The following is a 17,656-nucleotide window of genomic DNA, read 5'->3' on the forward strand; positions in this document are numbered from 1 at the left end:
CGAACAGCACCATGGGGGTCGCTCACGCATGTCCGGCTCCAACCGCACCGCGAACTGGGCTCCCGGGTACGACACGACCGGGGTCCTTCGTCAGGGCGGTCGTGCGCGCATCGTCCGTGCGACCCGGTCCACCAGCGGCGCCGACGTCGTACTGAAGGTCCTGCCCGCGGAGCAGGGGCGCGCCGAACTCGGCCGGTTGCGCGACCTCAGCGGAGTCCCCGGCGTGGTCTCGCTGCTCGACGCCGGGCAGACGTCCGACGGCGAGATGTTCGTGGTCCTGCCGTTCTACCCGGACGGCTCCTTCGGTGACATGCTCGCGAAGAAGGGCCCCGCCCCCATCCAGGAGGCGGCGGCCGTGGCACGGAGTGTGTCGGCGGCCCTGGGAGCGATGCACGGACGCGGGCTGCTGCACAACGACGTCTGCCCGGGGAACATCCTCCGGGCGGGACGGACCCCCGTCCTGACCGGCTTCGGCTCGGTCCACCGGTCCGGCGAGGCGCTTCCGCCGCCGGGCCCGAGCCGCGAGTCCTTCCTGCACGCGCCTCCGGAGGCACTGCGCGGAGAGCCGCGCACCCCCGCCTCGGACGTCTACCAGCTCGCGTCCACGATCTGGACGATGCTCGTCGGCTCGACACCGTTCGCGAACACGGACGGAACCCCGTTCGACGCCCGGACGTACGCCCAGCGGGCTCTCGCCGAGCAGCCCCGCCCCGTCCCCCGTCAGGACATCTCGCGCAAGCTCCGGGGCGTACTGACCCGTGCCCTGGCCAAGGCGCCCGAAGAGCGCTTTCCCAACGCGGCCGCCTTCGCCACCGCCTTCGAGCAGGCCCGCACGTCCCGTCCCGTGGCCACCCTGTCGGCGGAGACCGGCGGCCAGGTGCCCTCGACGGGGCCACAGGCACCGCCGACCGGAGGCCAAGCACCCTCCACCGGTCCGCGGACCCCACCGACCAGCCAGTTCCCGACCACCGGTCCGCAGACCCGGCCAACGGGGCCTCAGGCTCCGCCGGCTCACGCGCAGCCCTCGCCCACAGGGCCCCAGAGCCGACCGGCCGGGTCCCAGGTCCCGCCAGCCCCTCCGCAGGCCCCGGCGGCCGGGTCCCAGGTCCCGCCGGCCGCTCGTCAGGCCCCGGCGGCGGCCGCGCAGGCGCCGCCGACCACCGGGTGGTTCCCGCCCTCCGGGCCGCAGCAGTCCATGGAGGGTGTCCAGCATCCGCCGTCGGGCCCGCAGGTTCCGCAGAGCGGGCCCCAGCCACCGCCGCCCGCCTGGCAGCAGGAACAACACCCTCAGGCTCCCCCGGCGACGCCCCCGAACCTGCCTCCCGCGCCCTACGCTCTCCCCGTGGAGCCGCAGCCCCCGCTGCGCGACGCTCGTCCGCCCACGGCGCGGTTGGACAGCGCCCGGGAACTCCGCGGCACGCAGAACCCGCCCGTCCCGGACGACCAGGCGGGCAGCAGGCTGCCCGCCACGGACGCCGGGGGCACCGCCGAGCTGATGATGGCCAAGCTGCGCGGGGAGGAGGTCTCCCCACTCCGCGCCTGGGCCCGGCTGGAGGGCTGGAGCGGCACCGCCGAGTCCGCCGTCCTCCCTACCGACGAGGCCCCGGACGAGCAGGACGACGCTCCCGAATGGGCCCCTCTCCACGAGCCCGAACGGGGTCAGCCGCGCTGGCGCAAGCACATGCACATCGCCGTGACGGCGTGCGGCATCCTCGTGGTCACCAGTGTCGCGAGCGCCTTCGCCGCGAGCGGTTCACAGCCGACGGCCGTCGAGGCGGCGGAGGCAGCGGAGGCGGCCGAGCCCGACACGAATGCCGACGACGGGGCGGACGAAGAGGCGGACACACCCGACGAGGTCGTCGAGCCCTCGGTCCCGCCCGAGGTTCCCCCCGCCGGCAACCTCGTGCTGGAGGACACCCTCAGTGCCGTCAACCTGACCTGGACCGACAACAGCGGCGGCACCGCGTCGTACTTCGTGCTCGGCGGCCCCAGCGGACACGCTCCGACGACCCTCGCGCGGACGGGCCCCGGCGCCGTGACGGCACAGATCATGACGGACAACACGCAGATCGAGTACTGCTTCACGGTGGTCGCGGTCGAGGGTTCCTCGGCCGCCACCGACGAGGTCTGCACGACCCGCGCCGCCGACCGAGCGGAACAGGAGCGCCTCGCCGAGGAAGAGGCGGCCGAGGAGGAAGCCGAGGAAGAAGAGGACGAGGACCCCAGTCCGCCCCCGTCCCCGCGCCCGTCTGACTAGAGATCGTCCGGCGGAAGCGCCGGATTCATCCGTTGGACCGCCGAACAGCCCGGCAAGCCGCCGTCGAAGCGGATCCGTGCCTGTCCGGAACCGGCCAACCGAGAAACCAGGCCGATCATCGGCTCGGGCGCTCGCCTCTGCCTCCCAACGACAGTCGGCTCCGCGCAGTCGGCCACGTCGGCGACCGAGCACGCGGGTGCGTCACTCCCGAGCCAGCGAGCCGTCAGTCCGTCGTCACGCTCGACGAACATCCAGTGTTCGGCGGTGACGTTGGCCGACACTCCCCGCACGTTCGCGGATGAGCGGTCCTCCTCTGCCAACGAGAGTCCTGAACCGGCTGTTCTGTGGCGAGGCAGAGAAGAGCACGATACGAGCAGGAGGTCGGCCGACAGAGCAGCGGCGAAACCGCGACTCACGAATGCTCTCCTTGTTCACGTTCCCAGAGATCAGAGCGCCCGTGCGCGCACATCATGGCTTCCTGACAACTCATGATCCCGACGGAACATTATGCACTCTCGTGGTACTCTACGCTCAACCCGGCCCAGAGAATGGTGGCGAACTCCGTGATCGACGACGATCTGCTTTTCGTTGGAGGACCGGTTTTCGATGGCCACGACCTGATTCCGAACGCAAATGCCGTCGCGGTGAGAAAGGGGAGGATCGAGGCGGTCGGAACCTCTTCCGACCTTTCCTCGTATGCACGCGGGTCAACCAGGGTCGTCGACCTCGGGGGGCGTTTGCTGTGCCCAGGCCTCCAGGACGCCCACGTCCATCCGCTCGCGGGTGGGATCATCGACACCTGGTGCGACCTGCGTGAGGCCGCTGACCCGGAACGGACTCTCGAGCTGGTACGCGCATACGCCCTCCGCGACCCGCAAGCCCCTTGGGTGGTCGGGTTCGGCTGGACCTCAAGCATCTTCCCGGGAGGGCTGCCGACCGCGAAGCTCCTGGACACGGCTGTGCCGGACCGCCCCGTGTACCTGCTCGGCGCGGACATGCACGATGCCTGGGTGAACAGCGCCGCTCTCGACGTGGCGGGTATCGGCACCGACACCCCGGACCCCCGGCACGGTCGCATCGCACGGGACGGCCGGGGGCGCCCTACCGGAACACTCCATGAAACCGCCGTCGACCTGATCTCCGGTCATCTTCCTCCGTTGACAGCGGAGCGGGTCGAAGACGCGCTACTGACAGCGCAGAAGCGACTGCACGAATATGGCATAACGGCCTGGCAGGACGCGCTCGTCGGCCCTTACATGGGACTCCCGGATCCCTTTCCCGCGTATCTGGAACTGGCTCGGAAGAAAAAGCTCACCGGAAGGGTCTCCCTAGCCCTGTGGTGGGATCCGGGAAGGGGAGTCGGGCAACTCGACGAACTCCTTCACCGGAGGGATCTGGCGCGGAAATCCGGGTTGCGCGCCGAAACGGTCAAGATCATGCAGGACGGCATCTGTGAGAACGGATGGGCTGCCCTCATCTCCCCCTACACGAACGGTTGGTCCCCCGGAAGCGGCAGGCTCGAATCCCGGGAACTCGTCCGGGCGGTCTCAGCGCTGGAGAGGGAAGGGTTCTCCGTACATTTCCATGCGGTGGGCGACCTGGCGGCACGGGAGTGTCTGGACGCGGTCCGTGAGGCCCGGGCGACGACACCAGGGCCACACGATCGGCCCCGACACCAGATCGCCCACTTGCAGCTGGTCGCACCCGACGACCTGCCCCGATTCACCGAACTCGGGATCACCGCGGTCGTCCAACCGCTCTGGGCCGCGGAGACACCGGCCACCCGCGAGGTGTTCGGCCCCTTGATCGGCGAGGAGCGCATCGAACGCCAGTACCCGTTCGGCAGCCTGCTGGCGTATGGGACCCGACTCGCGGCGGGGAGCGACTGGCCGGTCAGCAGCCAGAACCCCCTCTGGGGCATGTACGTCGCCGTCACCCGCCTGCCTTCGGTGCCCAGCGCCCCCTGGTTGCGTCCCGAGGACGCCCAGCGCGCCCTCAATCCCGCTGAGCGGCTGTCCGTGATCGATGCCCTGCGCGCCTATACCTCGGGGGCGGGGCACGTCACAGGGACCGCAGCGACCCTGGCCCCTGGTTCCCCCGCTGACCTGGCGGTCCTGAGCCACGACGTCGTCACCCTCGGCCCACAGGCCCTGGAGGCCGCCCGGGCGGATCTGACTCTCGTCGGCGGCCACCTCGTACACGACCCCCACCAGGAGCTGGCATGAGCGACCTCACACAAGCCCGTCTCAACCGCTGGTGGTGCGACCGCCCCACCATCCGCACCATGGACGAGGCTCGGGAGTTCGTCGACGACGTCGGTTTCGCCGTGCTGTTCGGCGGTAACCGCCCCACCTATCCCTGCCTGCGGGAGATCTCCCGGGACGACGGGGCCCGCATGCTGCCCGCCGGGTGGGGAGAGGACCTGGAGAGGCTGTGGACGTGGAAGGACACCCTGACCGTCCAGGGCCGTGCCTGGCTCGGCCGCTACCTGGGAGGTCGGCAGACCCTGCTCAGCCCGGACCTACTCGCCGACCTGTACGAGTACCCCGGCGCACCAGACGACTTCACCCGCTGCACCCACCTCGGCCCGAACGCTCGCCGGTTGGCCGAACTGCTGCTCCTGGAAGGACCGACGGACACCCGCACCGCCCGTGCCGTGCTCGGGCTCAAGTCCAGGGAGTTCGACAAGGTGGCCGCCGAACTCTGCCGCTCGCTCCTCATCACCTACTACGGGGTCACCTCCGGCGGGCCCGGCTGGCCCGCCTCGGTGGTCGAGCTGACCGCACGGGCGTTCGACGTGCCGGGGCCACGGCCGCGGGCGGAACGAGACGCGTCGGCCGCCGCCCGTTTCACGGACACCATGGTCGAGGCCACCCCACGGCAGCTCCAACGTGCCTTCCGCTGGGACCGGGAACGGGCGGAGGACGCCCTGGAACGAGCTCTCACGGCCTCACCCTGACGGTCGTGCCTCCAGCATCGTCGACCTGGGACCCTGCCGGGTCCCGACCAGGGCGAACCCACCTTCCGCGAACAGCTCCTCCCAGTCCTGGAGCGTCCGCTCCCTGCCCCCGAGCAGCACGAGCATGTGCAGGTCCAGCAGCAGGGCCGCGTCGGGCTCCCCGGTGTCGCGTAGGACCTGCTCGACCACGAGGAGGCGTCCGTCCGAAGCCATCGCCCTGCGGCAGGACCGCAGGATCCGGACGGCGCTCTCGTCGTCCCAGTCGTGCAGGATCTGCGACAGCACGTAGACGTCCGCTCCCTGGGGGACTTCGGTGAAGAAGTCGCCACCGACCCGGTCGATGCTCCCGGTACACGCTCCGGCCACGACATGGGGAAGGTCGAACACGGTGCAGGACAGGTGGGCGTGTTCGGTGAGCAGCCGGCGCAGCAGCGTTCCGTCGCCACCACCCACGTCCACGACCGACCGCGCCCGCGACCACTCCCATTCCAGTAGTGGAACCAGGCGCAGCTCCACCAGGCCCGCCTGTGCGGAGTCGAAGCGCTCGGCCGCCTCAGGGGTGCGGGACAACCAGGTGAAGTAGGGGGCACCGAACACCGATGCGAACGCGGGCCGCCCCGTGCGCAGCGATTCCTCCGCCGACCCCCAGACGGTGTAGGCCTCACCGGCCATCAGATCGGTGAAGTACCGCAGGGACCCTGGGGTGTCACCGAGCAGAAGCTCCCCCATCGGTGACAGGGCGTAGACACCCGCCCCCCGGTCGACGAGGACTCCCTCGGCCGCCAGCACCCGCAGGAAGCGGCTGAGGGCGTCGGGATCGGTACCGCTCAGTCCCGCGAGTTCGTCGACGCCGCGGGGACCGTACGCCAACAGGTCGGGCACCCCGACGCGTGTGACGGCGCACAGGGCCTGGGAGACGATGAACCCCATGATCTTGTGCCGCAGCGCGTTGTTGAGTTCGGCCGCCGTGTCCGTACCCGTGGCTGCCGCCTCCGCGCCCGTGTCCGTTGTCGTTTCCGTGTTCATTGCACGTCCCTTGCCAGAGCGGGGTCGACCAGTACGGGGAAGAGCGGCTGTTCGGCGGTGACACGCAGATAGTCGGCTCCTGCCGTCCCGCCGGTGCCGCGTACCCGCCCGATGATCTTCAGCGTCACGCCCCAGTGGCTCCGCTTCATGGTGCGCCAGGCGGAGTCGAGTTCGTGCATCGCCTCCCGGACGGGCGCCACGGCCTCCGCGCCGAGGGACCGCTCCAACCGCAGGAAACCCGTCTGCAGGGTCATCCCGTCCCGGGTCTCCGGTGAAAGCGGATCCCCCTCCCTGGCTCGTGGCGCGCTCAGGTCCTCCACCTGCCGATAGGGCCGGGACTGTACCGCGCTGCGTCCGTGCGTGTGCGCGCGGATGACCGCGAACGCCTCGCGCGGCATGGTCGTCAGCACCCTGTACAGGACCCGGGTGGCCGCCACTCTCTGAGTGCCCTCCCGCAGGACCGTGTGGGCCCGCACGGTGTCGCCGCCCTCCAGCGCGATGGCCGCCTGGGCCACCCGGTCGGCCACCTGCCGGTAGAGGCCCTCGAAGATCTGGATGCAGCGCACGAACATCTGCTCGTCGTGCAGCCGGGTGGTGGGCAGCAGGGTGATGTCCACGGCGTCCCGCACCAGGGAGGGGACCTGCTCGGCTATGGCGGCGGCGTACCGGTACGCGTCGTGGGCCGTCTGCTCCGAGCTGCTCTCCAACAGTCCCGACAGACCGTCGAACAGGTGGGTCGCCAGAGGGAAGTCAGGGGCCAGGTCGCGCACCAGCGCCAGAACACGGACTGTGGAGCGTAGCCGCGCGGACTGGGTCGCGGAGGGTTCGGCCGCGGCCGCCTCGGCCTCCAGGAGAACGAGGTCCGAGGCCGCGGCCACGATGGTCCCGTCCACGAGCTGCTCTGAGAGCAGGCAGCCGTCGGAGGCCGACGCCGCGGTGAGAACCGCGTTGCCGATGTAGGAGTCGTAGTCCCCGTCCTCCTGGTCCATGGTCATGGGCAGCCACTCGCGCAGGGGACCCGCTCCGGGCCAGGCATGGTCGAGGGCGGCGCGCAGATGGGACCGGAGCTCACCGTCCGCTCGGGACCGCCCCACGGAACGCAGGTGGGCGATGGTCTCCGCGTAGGGGAACGGACTCAGCCGTCCCCGCTGCTGGGCCTCGGACCATTCCAGTACGGACCTCCTGGCCTCGAGCAGTGCCCTGGTGCCGGCCGCGGGCCCCAGGACTCGGAGGCTCGCTCCACCGACGCCCGCCCGTTCGGCGCCGATGATCTCCGTCTCCGCTCGGAGGTCGACCGGCGTGCTCACAGCGCCCCCACGACACTCGTCAGAGAGCGCGCCGGGGTTCCCCGGTGGATGACGCTGGTCCGGGTCTCGCACGGGCCGAGCGCACGCAGCACCTCGTGCACGATCCGCTCCGGATCGCACGTGGTTCCGCAGGTGAACGCGTCAACGAAGAGGGAGCACCGTTCCGGGTAGGTGTGGACGGACACGTGCGACTCCGACAGGACGAAGACCGCGGTCACTCCCAGCGGCTCGAACTTCTTGGACTGGGTTCCGCACAGAGTCGCCCCCGAAGCCTCGATCCCGCGGAGCACTGCTTTCAGGACGTGGTCGTCGTTCTCGATCAGTTCCGGGGCCACCGCGCTGATGTCGCACAGGACATGTGTTCCGGTGAAGTCGAAATCGTTCACTCTGTCTCCCATTCCATGGCCCGGGACGCCCAGTCGGCACACGCGTGCAGGTTGTCCTGGAGTCGTCGGTTGTTCTCGCCCTGGGTCACGAGGCTCATCACGGTGTCGGTACTCGCCGCCGCCCCGCCGAAGCGCTGCGGGGGCGAGGCGTTGAGCGACAGGTCGAGGACGTGGTCCGGCTGTTCCTCCAGGAGCGACAGCAGAGTGCCCTTCCGTGGCGGCACCAGGAGGAATCCGAAGCGCTGGGACGACCACCGCGGCAGTGCCGCCCGTTGGGAGAGGCCGCACTGGGCCCGGTACCACTCACGCACGCAGTTCATTCCGGTCGCGTGTTCCAGCACGTCCAGGATCCGTCCTCCCCCGGTGCGCGCGGCCGTCTCACAGAAGTACAGGTCGTCGGTACCGGAGCGGTGGAACACCTCCAGGTGGAACGGCGTGGTGTCCGTTGGGGACAGCGCCTCGGACACGTCCTGGGCGAAGGAGGCCAGGCGCTGTGCGAGGGGGTCCTCGGAGTCGAGTTGGGCGCTGCCGAGGCTCTCGCCGTCCTGCCAGGACAGGCAGGTGTTGAGATAGCGCGAGGCCACCGACCAGATGACGCGGCCCTGGTGGGCGAACCCGTCGACGTGGTAGACGGTGCCGGGGACGAACTCCTCCACAAGGACGTCGTCCGCGGGCCTGCCGGCGAGTTCGTCACGCAGGGACGACGCGTCGCGCACCACGGCCACGCCCCGGGATCCGTATCCCAGCCGCGGTTTGACCACCAGTGGCCAGCCGAACCGTGCCGCGAACTCCACAGCGCTCTCCATGGTCCGCGGAACCATGTAACCGGGTGTGCGCACCACGTCGGACACGGCGTCCTTCATCCTCAGCTTGTCCCGGAAGAGCAGAGCCTGGTCCGCACCCATTCCGGGCACGTTCCACCGGTCACGCACCCGGGCGACCCTGAGGGTGTCGTCCTCGGTACCGCACACGATCCGCTCCACCCGCCGGGTGCGGCACAGCTCGTCCAGGTGGTCGACGACGGCGTCGTTGTCCGGGTAGTCGTCGACCGCGATGACGTGGTCGAACACCGCGCGGTAACCGTCGGCGGACTCGGTCGAGGTGACCAGGACGACGCGGTCGGCGACCTCCGGGAGCCACTCGTGCAGCGGGGTGACGGAGACGGGAACGCGGTGGGCGATCGCGATGATCCCCGCTTCCTGTCCGCTACTCATGACGCACCGCCGTTTCCGGTTCGGAGGTCTCCGAGCCCGAGGGCTCGTCCCCGTCTGCGGGCCCACTGTTCTCCGCGACGGCCGCCTGCCGGCGCACCAGCAGGGGGAAGCACAGGAAGATGAACAGGCCCATGAACAGGAAGTAGCTCGAGGCGTTCGTGTCCAGGAGCCATCCGCCGACCACCGGACCGACGAAGAAGCCCAGGTGGCGCAGCTCGGACAGACCGAAGTAGGTGCCCTTGCGCTCGTCCACGGCCAGTTCGTGCACCGCGATGTCGGGCAGCGGCAGCAGGACCGCCTCACCCAGGGTCCAGAACACGATGCCGACATAGAGCAGGGAGAGGTGCAGGGGAGCGGCGGCGAACAGGACGAAGGCCAGAGCGAACGAGGCACAGCCCACGAGGACCAGGGGGCCCCGCGCCAGTTTCTCCGAGATCCAGATGATGACGGGCTGCATCACCAGGGCCAGCACCGCGTTGCAGATGAGCAGGGCTGCGAAGTAGTACTCGGTCCGATCGCTGTACTGCTCCCTCATGTACAGCGGGATGATCGACTCGACCTGGGAGAAGACCAGGAACACCACCGCGCCGGCCGCCACCGCGGACAGCAGTGCCCGGTCGCGCAGGGCGGCACCGACGTGGCCGCGGGAGGAGCGGCGCTCGGCCGCCGGCCCTTCGAGCGAGGCCAGTTCCCGTCCGCGTATCACGATCACGGCCAGGTACAGGGCGAAGAGTCCGGCCGGAACCAGGAAGAACGCCAGCGGGCTGGCGCTGTAGAGCACTCCGCCCACCGCGGGCCCGATGATCGCGCCCAGGCACAGAGTGATGTAGCGGATCCGGAAGATGCGCCCGTCGCCGGTGTCCGCCAGGGACAGGAGCTTCTTCATCCCCGGTTCGACCAGGGTCCGGGCCGCTCCGAGCGCCAGCAGAAGCGCGATGATCGCGGTCGGGACCTGCACGAACGCGAGCAGGCAGTAGACCGTCACGTTGGCGGCCAGACCCAGACACATCAGGCGCATGGCGCTGAAACGGTCCACGAGCATGCCGCCGAACAGGCCGCCGACTGCCGCGACCAGCGCGATCCCGCCGACCACCGCGCCGATGAGCGGGGTGGTGAGGGCGGTGCGGTCGGCCAGGTACAGAGAGGCGAACGGCAGGACCGCGAAGAACGCCATCGAGTTCAGCAGGGCACCCAGGACCAGGGTGCGCTCGTCCCTGCTGAGGCTCCACAGGGAACGTTGCGGGCTCGTCACGCACCCACCCCGTCCAGGAGGGGGAGCATGCGGTTGTCGCCGTCGGTCAGTCCGCGCGTGCGCCGTTTCAGGGCGACGAAGTCGTCCAGGATGCGCTGGTCGGATTCAGGGGAGAGGTAGTACATCATGTTGACATACCAGACCCAGCCGAGTTCGGTGACGCGGTACTCGTCGTCGTCCTCGACGATCATTCTCTCGGCTACCAGGCGGTCGAGCTTGTGGGGGATCTCCTTGGGCACCCGGTCCCAGAGGATCCGCTTCTTCTCGAGGTAGCCGAAGTACGGCAGGTGGAACACCACACCGCGCTCGTAGGGGACGTCGTCGGCGATGCTCAGGTTGATCTTGACGTCTCCGTCATCGAGTAGGCGCTTGACGTAGGTGGCCCGGTTCTCGTCGTTCATGACGGTGTACTTGCCGAGTTGGGAGATGCCACTGTTGCCGAAACCGATCAGCTCGTCGTCATGGTGCGACCAGGTGTGGGTGTTGTACAGGTTGGTGTAGTCGCGGGAGATGAAGTGGGGCCCGGGCTCCTGCCCCTCCGGGAGCCGGAGGAATCCGTGCCCGTTGTGCTGCTGGAATCCCGCGGCGCGCATGTACTGGTTGAGATAGATGGTCATGGCCATCTTGTGGGTGAAGGACAGCGGCTCCAGGCCCTTTTCCGCGTAACCCCGGTGCAGCGGCGCCTGCGTCACGATGTTGGTGATCGGGTAGAGCTCGATCGTTTCGGTTCCCATGCCGACGGCCTTCTCGATGTCCCGGGAGAACGCCTCGAAGGACTGGCCGTGCATGCCGTAGATCATGTCGAAGCTGGTGTAGTCGAAGTAGCGCCGGAACAGTTCGACGGCCTCGTACTCCTGCTCCACCGTGGCGGTCACGTTGAAGAGTTCCCGATAGACCGGGTCCAGGGTCTGGAGACCGAATCTGACCTTGTTCACCCCGATGTCGCGCATGGCCGCGCACTTGTCTTCGTCGACGCTTTTGACCTCGGTCTCGAAGGTGAACTCCCTGAGTTCCGAGAGGTCGAAGTTGTCGTGGATGGCGCGGCCGATCCGCCTGATCTGGTCAGCGGTCAGGGTCGAGGGCGTTCCACCCCCGAAGAAGATGGCACGGATGGGCAGGTCCGTCAGGGAGGTGTAGCGGCCCTTGGTCTCGATCTCGCGCAGCAGCGCCCGCACGTAGGTCTCGATCTGCTCGTCTCCGCTGCTGCCCAGCCCGCGGTTGAGCGTGCAGAACGTACAGATGGTGTCGCAGAACGGGATGTGGAAGTACAGTGCCCTGCTGCGCACTCCGTCGGAGCCCACGGAGCTGTAGAAGTCGTGATGGGTGACCGTGTCCAGCTCCTGGCCCTTCATGGGGTAGAGCCAGTTGTAGACGGGCAGCTGCTGGTCGAACTTCATCAGGGACGGGCCGGGAATCAGGTTGATCATGCGAGCTCCGGTGTGACGAGAGAGCGGATGTGGGACATGCGCCGACTGAGCGTTGCGTGGTCGGGAGCACTGACGAGGACGAAACCGAGGAGGGTTCCCAGGTCCCGGGTGAGGGGAGCGTGGTCCCCGGGCGAGAGGTTGGGGAAGACACCGTCCACGCCGGGGGTTCGCGCCAGCTCCTCCAGGCCGTGGAGCGCGACCAGCGTGGCGGCCCGGTCGTCGTTGCGCAGACAGCAGATGCCGAGTGCGCGGTCGACGCCGAGGTCGCGGTGCAGGAGGCCGGTGTCCTCGCCCATGTAGGCGGCGAGGGTGTCGGCGTAGGGGCGGATGCTGCTGTTGCGCTCCCAGTGGTCGACCATGTGAGCGCCGGGGAGGCGGGTGGCGACCTCGATCAGGAAAGTGCCGTCCGGACCGGCCTTGACCTCGATGTGTGCCGGACCCAGCCGCACTTCGTAGGCGTCCAGGACCCGCAGGGCGAGCGCGGCGGCGTCCGCCGCGACGGGATCGTGGGCGGGCATCCGGACCACGTTCCAGTAGGGCTGGTCGTAGTCGCCCTCCGAGGGCTGGCGGTATTCCCAGACGTCGAGAACCCGGTGCCTGCCGTCGAAGGAGAAGGTGTTCACGGCCATCTCCCGTCCTCGAACGTAACGTTCGACGAGCCAGGAGCGGACAGGACTCCCGAAGGTGTCGGTTCCGCCGAGAGAGGGCAGAGCATCCGCCTCCGCCGCGTCGGAGACCAGCACGACCCCCTCTGAGCCGGCACCCGTCGCGGGCTTGACGATCGCCGGAAAGCCGATGGAGTCCAGACTGGCCCGCACCGCCGGCCCGTCGACCACCGCGAACTCGGGCACCGGGACGCCCTTGGCCATGGCGTGGGCACGCATGACCGCCTTGTCCCGCCGAGCCGGAGCGGTCTCCAGGGGGTTGCCCGGAACCCCGAGGCTCCGGCCGAGCTCGTCCGCGACGACGACGGAGGGTTCGGTCGTCGGAACCACCGCTCGCACCGGCGCTTGCAGTTGGGAGCGGGCGGACGGTGAGTCGGCGGCGTACAGGGAGACGTCGTCTCCTTCGGTGTAGTCCTCCTGGAAGGACGTGAGCAGGTCCGGATCCAGGGTGTAGAGGGAGATGACACGGACACCGCGCTCGCGGCAGGCCTGCTTGAACCCGCGCCCGGTCATCAACGGGTTGACCAGCACGACGTCCTCTAGGCCGGGAGAAGCCTCGACGGCCAGGGGCGCTGACGGCACGGGTCACCCCTCGCCGGAGGTCTTCGTGTGAAAGCGGAGCTCCTCCTGGACGGTCTTGAGCCGGCTCTCCAGTTCAACGGAGCTGTCGGCCCTGACGATGACCACGCCGACCCTGTCCATCGAAGAGCGCAGGGGGTTGACCGTGCCGCCCGGCTCGACGTCGATCTCGACCTTGACCACGCCCTCGCGAGCGGAGACCGCCTCGGCCCCCTCCACCTTCACCACCTCGCCGGGTTCGGGGGTCGGGAACCAGATCGCCGCCGTGCCGCCGGACACACGCGGCTCGGGTACCTCCTCGCCGCACGCGACGGCGATCACCGCGTCGTACAGGTCGACTCCGGTCGCGGCCTGGACGCCGTCGAGGATGTAGTCGCCGGGTGTGCGTACCGCGACCTCCATGACGCGGGGCCCCTCAGGCTCGCTTCGGAACTCCAGGTGGAGGATCCCGCTGCCCATGCCCAGAGCGTCGACGACCTCGGCCAACAGGTCGCCTGTGTCCTGCTCCACGGGCATCCGGTGCTCGGTCTCCACGGCCAGTGGAGGGCTGGTGGTGGTCTTGGCGGTCACGCTGGAGAAGACCACCCGTCCCCGGTCCGTCACCGCCTCGATACTGAACTCGGGGCCGGACAGGTACTCCTCGACCAGCACGGGTTCGTCGGTGGTCCGTTCCGCGAACCAGTCACGCAGGCCGGCCTCGTCGCCGACGATCCTCACCCCCGCGCTCCCCGAACCGGATACGGGTTTGGCCACCACCGGCCAGGCGCCGTCCACCCAGGCGAGCGCACCTTCGACGTCGCGCGCCACGTGGTGGCGGGGCTGGGGGACGCCCCGCCGGGCGAAGAGCTCCCTCTGGGCGACCTTGTTCCGTGACGTCAGGGCCGCGCGTACGCCGGGTCCGGGCAGGCCGAGCTCCTCGGCGATCATCGAGGCGGCCACGACGTGGGGCTCGGAGAAGGCGATCACGCCCCGCACGGGTCCATCCCCCAGGGCGGAGGAAGCGGCTGAGAGCCAGGCCTCGTGGTCGCGGCCCGCGACCGGATAGGTGGTGTCCGAGGAGGTGAGGGCCGCCTGGGTCTCCGGCCAGGTAAAGGCCTCGGGAGAGTCGAGGATCGCGACGTCCAGATTTCGTTCGTGTGCCCTTCGCAGATAGGGACGCCCCATCCAACCGCATCCGACCATAAGAAGACGTGGCACGTTCGACCTCCGTGCTGATGGCGTGAAGAGATTCCCTGGGAACCGGGATGGGCAAGAGCTTCACCCATCCCACCGACATTCTCAATAGCCTCGACGAAGACACGAACAAGCCTCTTGACGCCTCCGTCCGGACTCCGATAGGGCTCCGGCCCGGGAGCCCGCCCACCCATCGTCTACGCAGGCAGAACGCCCCCACTCAGCGCGAACCGCTTCGGTGGACTTTCTCCGGGTTCAGAAATCAACACGAAAACGGAGCCGACGGCTTCACAACGAAAAGAGAATCCCCTGATCGAAAATTCATCTTTCAATGTTGTTCTGTCCGCTTGCGGACAGCCGCCATGTCCACATTCGGCCACCGCGCTTCACACATTGAGTAGTCATTGACGTCAATCTGGTGACGGCCTTTCGGTCGACGACTTTCCGAAGGACCGCACCCCCTGAAGTTCTGCTCTCTTTCCAGTGTCACGCCACGGCGGATGGCTCGGTATGACCGGGGATGTGTGCGGATTCCAGTCAGGCGGCCGCCGCTTTGCGGTGCTGCTGGGCGAGCCACTGGCGGGTGACGCGGCGCAGGTCGGCGAGGTCGTCGGGGTCCGGGGCGAGGAGGTCGCCTGCGGGGGCTGAGGCGGTCCAGCGGCGCAGGCGGTCCCGGGCGTCGGCCTGGGCGCGGTCGCGCTCGTCCTCGAAGGCGCGGTAGTAGCCGCGCACGAGGGCGACGTCGTCGGCCGGGACGGGCGCGCGGGGTGGAGTCAGGGGCACGGCGGGGCGTGGGCCCCGGGCCGTCGGCGGGGCCGGGAGGGGCGCGTAGCGGCGGACGCGGGTGGAGCGTCGACGACGCAGGACGGCGGCGCTGTGACGGCCGCGCGGCGGGGTGAGGAGGGCTTCGAGGAAGCCCAGGGCACGGTTGAGGACGGCATGGATAGAATGAGCCATGTCGGCAATTTCCTTGTGTTAAAAGGTTACGGTTTGCTGGCCACGGCCCCGGGCGTACATGATCGCCGCGGGGCCTCCGCTTGTGGAGGTTTGGGAAAAAGACTAGGGCGCCGGGGGAGAAGGCGGCGACAATACCGGAGAGTAATATCCTACGGGGCGCTGTTGTCGCAGGTAGGGCCTGGGGAAAGAAAATTCGGAACCTGGAGTTCCCGGAATTGATTTGTCCGGGTTGGCGGCTTTTCTGGAGGCAAGAAGAACGGCTGACCGGGAGGACCGGTCAGCCGCGGTGAGGGCGGGACGGGATCAGTCGCGAGACCGCTTCACGCCGTCCAGGAACGTCGTCCAGGCGTCGGCGGGGTACTCGATGTGGCCCAGGGGGCGGTTCTGGGTGTCGCGAACCTGCACGCTCATCCCTTCCGAAACCTCCACGCAGCGGCCCTCGGCGGAGCTGTAGCTGCTGGTGTGCCACGTGCGCCGACCGTGGTCGTGTCTACTCATCGATACTCTTCCTGATCGTCCTGACCAGCTCCACGGTGGCGTCCAGCGACAGGGCGTCGGCCTGGAGGAAACCGAAGATGGTCATGCGCTGCTGTACCTTCTCCAGATCATCCATGAGCATCTCTCCGCCCGCGTACTCGGCCGAGGCCAGAGCCGGGGCGTCGGGGAAGGTGTAGACGCAGAACGGCCCCGCCGAACCGGGGTGGCGCTGCGGCTCGGACGGCATGCTCTGGAAGCGCAGCCGCCCCTCCTCCACCAGGGCGAGCAGGCTGTCCAACTGGCCCGCCATGACCGTGCGGTCACCCATCACGCGGTTGAGTACCGAGGCCTCCACCACCATGGAGACGAGCGGGGGATGCTCCTTGTAGAGGATCTCCTGGCGCTGCATGCGCGACTCGACCATCCGCGCGACCTCGGCCGGTGAGGTCCAGGGCGAGGCATCCTGGATCGCCACCCGGGCGTAGTCGGGGGTCTGGATGAGTCCCGGGAACAGCAGGCACTGGTACTCCCGCAGTTCGGACACCTTGCGTTCGATGCCCGGCACCCGCTCGTACCACTCGGGCAGCTGCTTCGGTGCGTTCGCGTTCTTCCACACCCTGTGGAAGCGCCCGTTGGCGTCGAGCGCCTGGTCGAGCCTGAGCGCCTGGTCCTCGGTCATGCCGCGCTTTCCGTGCTCCCACGCGGAGATATGTGCCGGAACGACGTTGATGTCCGGTGCGAGTTGGGCCTGTTTCAATCCCTTTCTCTGCCGGAGCGCCGTGAGTTCCTCACCGACCCGCCGCCACTTGGCCTTGCCGCGCTTGTCCATGCGCATCGTTCCTCAACCGAGAAATGACCGGGAAAACCATTGTCCGTCGATCCCGAGACCCCGCGCAACCGGAATCGGCATTCTGTCGCCACCCCTGTTCATTCCCTGGCGCGACGCCCGTGCCCGTTCCAAGGTGTTGACCAGCCGGAAGACCGGGATGGGAGAAGCGGATGGGATCAGTGGTCCGGATGGGGACGTTCAGGGACAGCACAGGGCGCGAAGGGCGGGCAGGGCGCGACGGGCGAGGAGACGTCCCCCCGGTGCTGCCGCGCAGGTCGCGCGACGCGCAGGACCGCGCGCCGATCGTGCTCGACCGCAGGGCGGAGGTCAGGGGACACGCCATGGTCGTGGCGGGTGTCCCGGAGGAGGCCCGGATGCTGCGCTACCGCCTGGGCGCGCTCTCGGGTCTGCCCGGCGAGAAGCGGCACCGGCTGCGCCTGCTGGCCGGAGAGCTGTTCACCAACGCGATCACGCACTCGCGCAGCGGACGCCCCGGCGGGCTGGTGACCGTCACCGTCTTCCGGCTGCCGGGCCGGGTCCAGGTCAAGGTGACCGACGAGGGCCCGCTGGGCGACGAGGTGGCCACACCCTGCGTCCGGCCGTGCGATCCGGAGCGGGTGGGCGGGCTGGGCCTGCGGCTGGTCGCCCTGGAGGCGGACCGGTGGGGCGTGGTGCACGAGGTTCGTGAGGGGCGCGGGACCACCGTGTGGTTCGAGATCGACCGCGAGGGCCCGCCGGGTGAGCCCGCAGGCCCGGGCGAGCCCACTGCGCCGGGTGAGCTGGGTGCGTCGGGTGAGCCCGCTGGGTCCGGTGAGCTGGGTGCGTCGGGTGAGCCCGCAGGCACGGGGAGGTGGGCTGACATGTCGACATCCCGACACGGCGACACCACCGAACCGCGGGATCCCGGGCTTCGGCCGACGCTCGCGGAGACACCGGCTTCGCTGGACGCCGTACACCGGCTCGCGATGGGCGTCGGCGCGGAGTCGGAGGCCGCCGCGATCGCCCGATCGACGGACAGCCTCCGATCGCCCTGGCGGTGACTGACTCGCCTGAAATGTCATCCGCTCCTCCGATATGTGACCCACGCCGTGTCGCCCAGGTCCTGGCTTGGATAGCGTTTGCCGGGTCTGACCAGAGCTTTTGTCGGG

General features: G+C 69.1%; 16 protein-coding genes. 4 read left to right on the forward strand and 12 right to left on the reverse strand.

The features are described from left to right. Positions 1-28: 28 nt before the first annotated feature. Positions 29-2,257 carry a serine/threonine protein kinase gene (locus ADL05_RS23560; RefSeq protein ID WP_053619186.1) on the forward strand — a complete coding sequence of 743 codons (2,229 nt, stop codon included), beginning with the start codon at positions 29-31 and terminating at the stop codon, positions 2,255-2,257. On the opposite strand, the gene ADL05_RS23565 is transcribed toward ADL05_RS23560, so the two are convergent. Further along, complete coding sequence (locus tag ADL05_RS23565) at positions 2,254-2,538, reverse strand: hypothetical protein (protein WP_053619187.1); 285 nt, start codon at positions 2,536-2,538, stop codon at positions 2,254-2,256. The two genes, ADL05_RS23560 and ADL05_RS23565, sit on opposite strands and share 4 nt — an antisense overlap. A 282-nt stretch (positions 2,539-2,820) precedes the next feature. Here ADL05_RS23565 and ADL05_RS23570 point away from each other — a divergent pair, with 282 nt between their 5' ends. Then, positions 2,821-4,482 (forward strand): amidohydrolase, encoded by a 1,662-nt coding sequence (locus tag ADL05_RS23570; RefSeq protein ID WP_197285908.1) that lies wholly within the window; start codon positions 2,821-2,823, stop codon positions 4,480-4,482. After that, entirely contained in the window at positions 4,479-5,216 is a 738-nt protein-coding gene (locus tag ADL05_RS23575; protein ID WP_053619189.1) for a hypothetical protein, read from the forward strand. Before ADL05_RS23570 ends, ADL05_RS23575 begins: the two co-directional genes overlap by 4 nt. Here ADL05_RS23575 and ADL05_RS23580 read toward each other — a convergent pair. The 11 genes from ADL05_RS23580 to ADL05_RS23630 all read right to left on the reverse strand — a co-directional run bounded on the left by ADL05_RS23580 (position 5,208) and on the right by ADL05_RS23630 (position 16,514). Next, positions 5,208-6,242 (reverse strand): methyltransferase, encoded by a 1,035-nt coding sequence (locus tag ADL05_RS23580; protein ID WP_197285909.1) that lies wholly within the window; start codon positions 6,240-6,242, stop codon positions 5,208-5,210. The two genes, ADL05_RS23575 and ADL05_RS23580, sit on opposite strands and share 9 nt — an antisense overlap. Continuing rightward, entirely contained in the window at positions 6,239-7,549 is a 1,311-nt protein-coding gene (locus ADL05_RS23585) for a hypothetical protein (protein ID WP_053619190.1), read from the reverse strand. Before ADL05_RS23585 ends, ADL05_RS23580 begins: the two co-directional genes overlap by 4 nt. Next, the gene (gene speD / locus ADL05_RS23590) at positions 7,546-7,935 is read right to left on the reverse strand and encodes an adenosylmethionine decarboxylase (RefSeq protein ID WP_053619191.1); all 390 of its coding nucleotides are present in this window, start codon (positions 7,933-7,935) and stop codon (positions 7,546-7,548) included. The genes ADL05_RS23585 and speD overlap by 4 nt, the downstream gene beginning before the upstream one ends. Beyond that, positions 7,932-9,149 (reverse strand): acetyl-CoA carboxylase biotin carboxylase subunit family protein, encoded by a 1,218-nt coding sequence (locus tag ADL05_RS23595; protein WP_053619192.1) that lies wholly within the window; start codon positions 9,147-9,149, stop codon positions 7,932-7,934. Before ADL05_RS23595 ends, speD begins: the two co-directional genes overlap by 4 nt. Continuing rightward, positions 9,142-10,401: an MFS transporter gene (locus ADL05_RS23600; RefSeq protein WP_053619193.1), complete on the reverse strand. Its 1,260-nt coding sequence runs from the start codon at positions 10,399-10,401 to the stop codon at positions 9,142-9,144. Before ADL05_RS23600 ends, ADL05_RS23595 begins: the two co-directional genes overlap by 8 nt. Next, on the reverse strand, positions 10,398-11,828 hold the full coding sequence (locus ADL05_RS23605) for a coproporphyrinogen-III oxidase family protein (RefSeq protein WP_053619194.1): 1,431 nt from the start codon (positions 11,826-11,828) through the stop codon (positions 10,398-10,400). Before ADL05_RS23605 ends, ADL05_RS23600 begins: the two co-directional genes overlap by 4 nt. Beyond that, positions 11,825-13,075 carry an ATP-grasp domain-containing protein gene (locus tag ADL05_RS23610; protein WP_156365995.1) on the reverse strand — a complete coding sequence of 417 codons (1,251 nt, stop codon included), beginning with the start codon at positions 13,073-13,075 and terminating at the stop codon, positions 11,825-11,827. Before ADL05_RS23610 ends, ADL05_RS23605 begins: the two co-directional genes overlap by 4 nt. A gap of 3 nt (positions 13,076-13,078) precedes the next feature. Continuing rightward, complete coding sequence (locus tag ADL05_RS23615) at positions 13,079-14,236, reverse strand: ATP-grasp domain-containing protein (protein ID WP_053619196.1); 1,158 nt, start codon at positions 14,234-14,236, stop codon at positions 13,079-13,081. Between the two features lie 546 nt (positions 14,237-14,782). Further along, positions 14,783-15,202, reverse strand: a complete 420-nt coding sequence (locus ADL05_RS23620) for a hypothetical protein (RefSeq protein ID WP_053619197.1) — start codon at positions 15,200-15,202, stop codon at positions 14,783-14,785. 303 nt (positions 15,203-15,505) lie between these two features. Further along, a complete protein-coding gene (locus tag ADL05_RS23625; protein ID WP_053619198.1) occupies positions 15,506-15,700 on the reverse strand; it encodes a DUF397 domain-containing protein in 195 nt (64 codons plus the stop codon). Continuing rightward, entirely contained in the window at positions 15,693-16,514 is an 822-nt protein-coding gene (locus tag ADL05_RS23630) for a helix-turn-helix transcriptional regulator (RefSeq protein WP_082376811.1), read from the reverse strand. Before ADL05_RS23630 ends, ADL05_RS23625 begins: the two co-directional genes overlap by 8 nt. Before the next feature lie 254 nt (positions 16,515-16,768). Here ADL05_RS23630 and ADL05_RS31260 point away from each other — a divergent pair, with 254 nt between their 5' ends. Then, on the forward strand, positions 16,769-17,548 hold the full coding sequence (locus ADL05_RS31260) for an ATP-binding protein (RefSeq protein WP_231640884.1): 780 nt from the start codon (positions 16,769-16,771) through the stop codon (positions 17,546-17,548). Positions 17,549-17,656: the final 108 nt, after the last annotated feature.

It is taken from the genome of Nocardiopsis sp. NRRL B-16309, assembly GCF_001279585.1.
Lineage (GTDB): Bacteria > Actinomycetota > Actinomycetes > Streptosporangiales > Streptosporangiaceae > Nocardiopsis.

What these genes read in the sequence shown, in the direction of transcription:
- ADL05_RS23630 (WP_082376811.1), bottom strand. Translation starts at nt 16,514, where the DNA reads ATGCGCATGGACAAGCGCGGCAAGGCCAAGTGGCGGCGGGTCGGTGAG.
- ADL05_RS23620 (WP_053619197.1), bottom strand. Translation starts at nt 15,202, where the DNA reads ATGGCTCATTCTATCCATGCCGTCCTCAACCGTGCCCTGGGCTTCCTC.
- ADL05_RS23625 (WP_053619198.1), bottom strand. Translation starts at nt 15,700, where the DNA reads ATGAGTAGACACGACCACGGTCGGCGCACGTGGCACACCAGCAGCTAC.
- ADL05_RS23575 (WP_053619189.1), top strand. Translation starts at nt 4,479, where the DNA reads ATGAGCGACCTCACACAAGCCCGTCTCAACCGCTGGTGGTGCGACCGC.
- ADL05_RS23605 (WP_053619194.1), bottom strand. Translation starts at nt 11,828, where the DNA reads ATGATCAACCTGATTCCCGGCCCGTCCCTGATGAAGTTCGACCAGCAG.
- ADL05_RS23560 (WP_053619186.1), top strand. Translation starts at nt 29, where the DNA reads ATGTCCGGCTCCAACCGCACCGCGAACTGGGCTCCCGGGTACGACACG.
- ADL05_RS23615 (WP_053619196.1), bottom strand. Translation starts at nt 14,236, where the DNA reads ATGGGGCGTCCCTATCTGCGAAGGGCACACGAACGAAATCTGGACGTC.
- ADL05_RS23595 (WP_053619192.1), bottom strand. Translation starts at nt 9,149, where the DNA reads ATGAGTAGCGGACAGGAAGCGGGGATCATCGCGATCGCCCACCGCGTT.
- ADL05_RS23580 (WP_197285909.1), bottom strand. Translation starts at nt 6,242, where the DNA reads ATGAACACGGAAACGACAACGGACACGGGCGCGGAGGCGGCAGCCACG.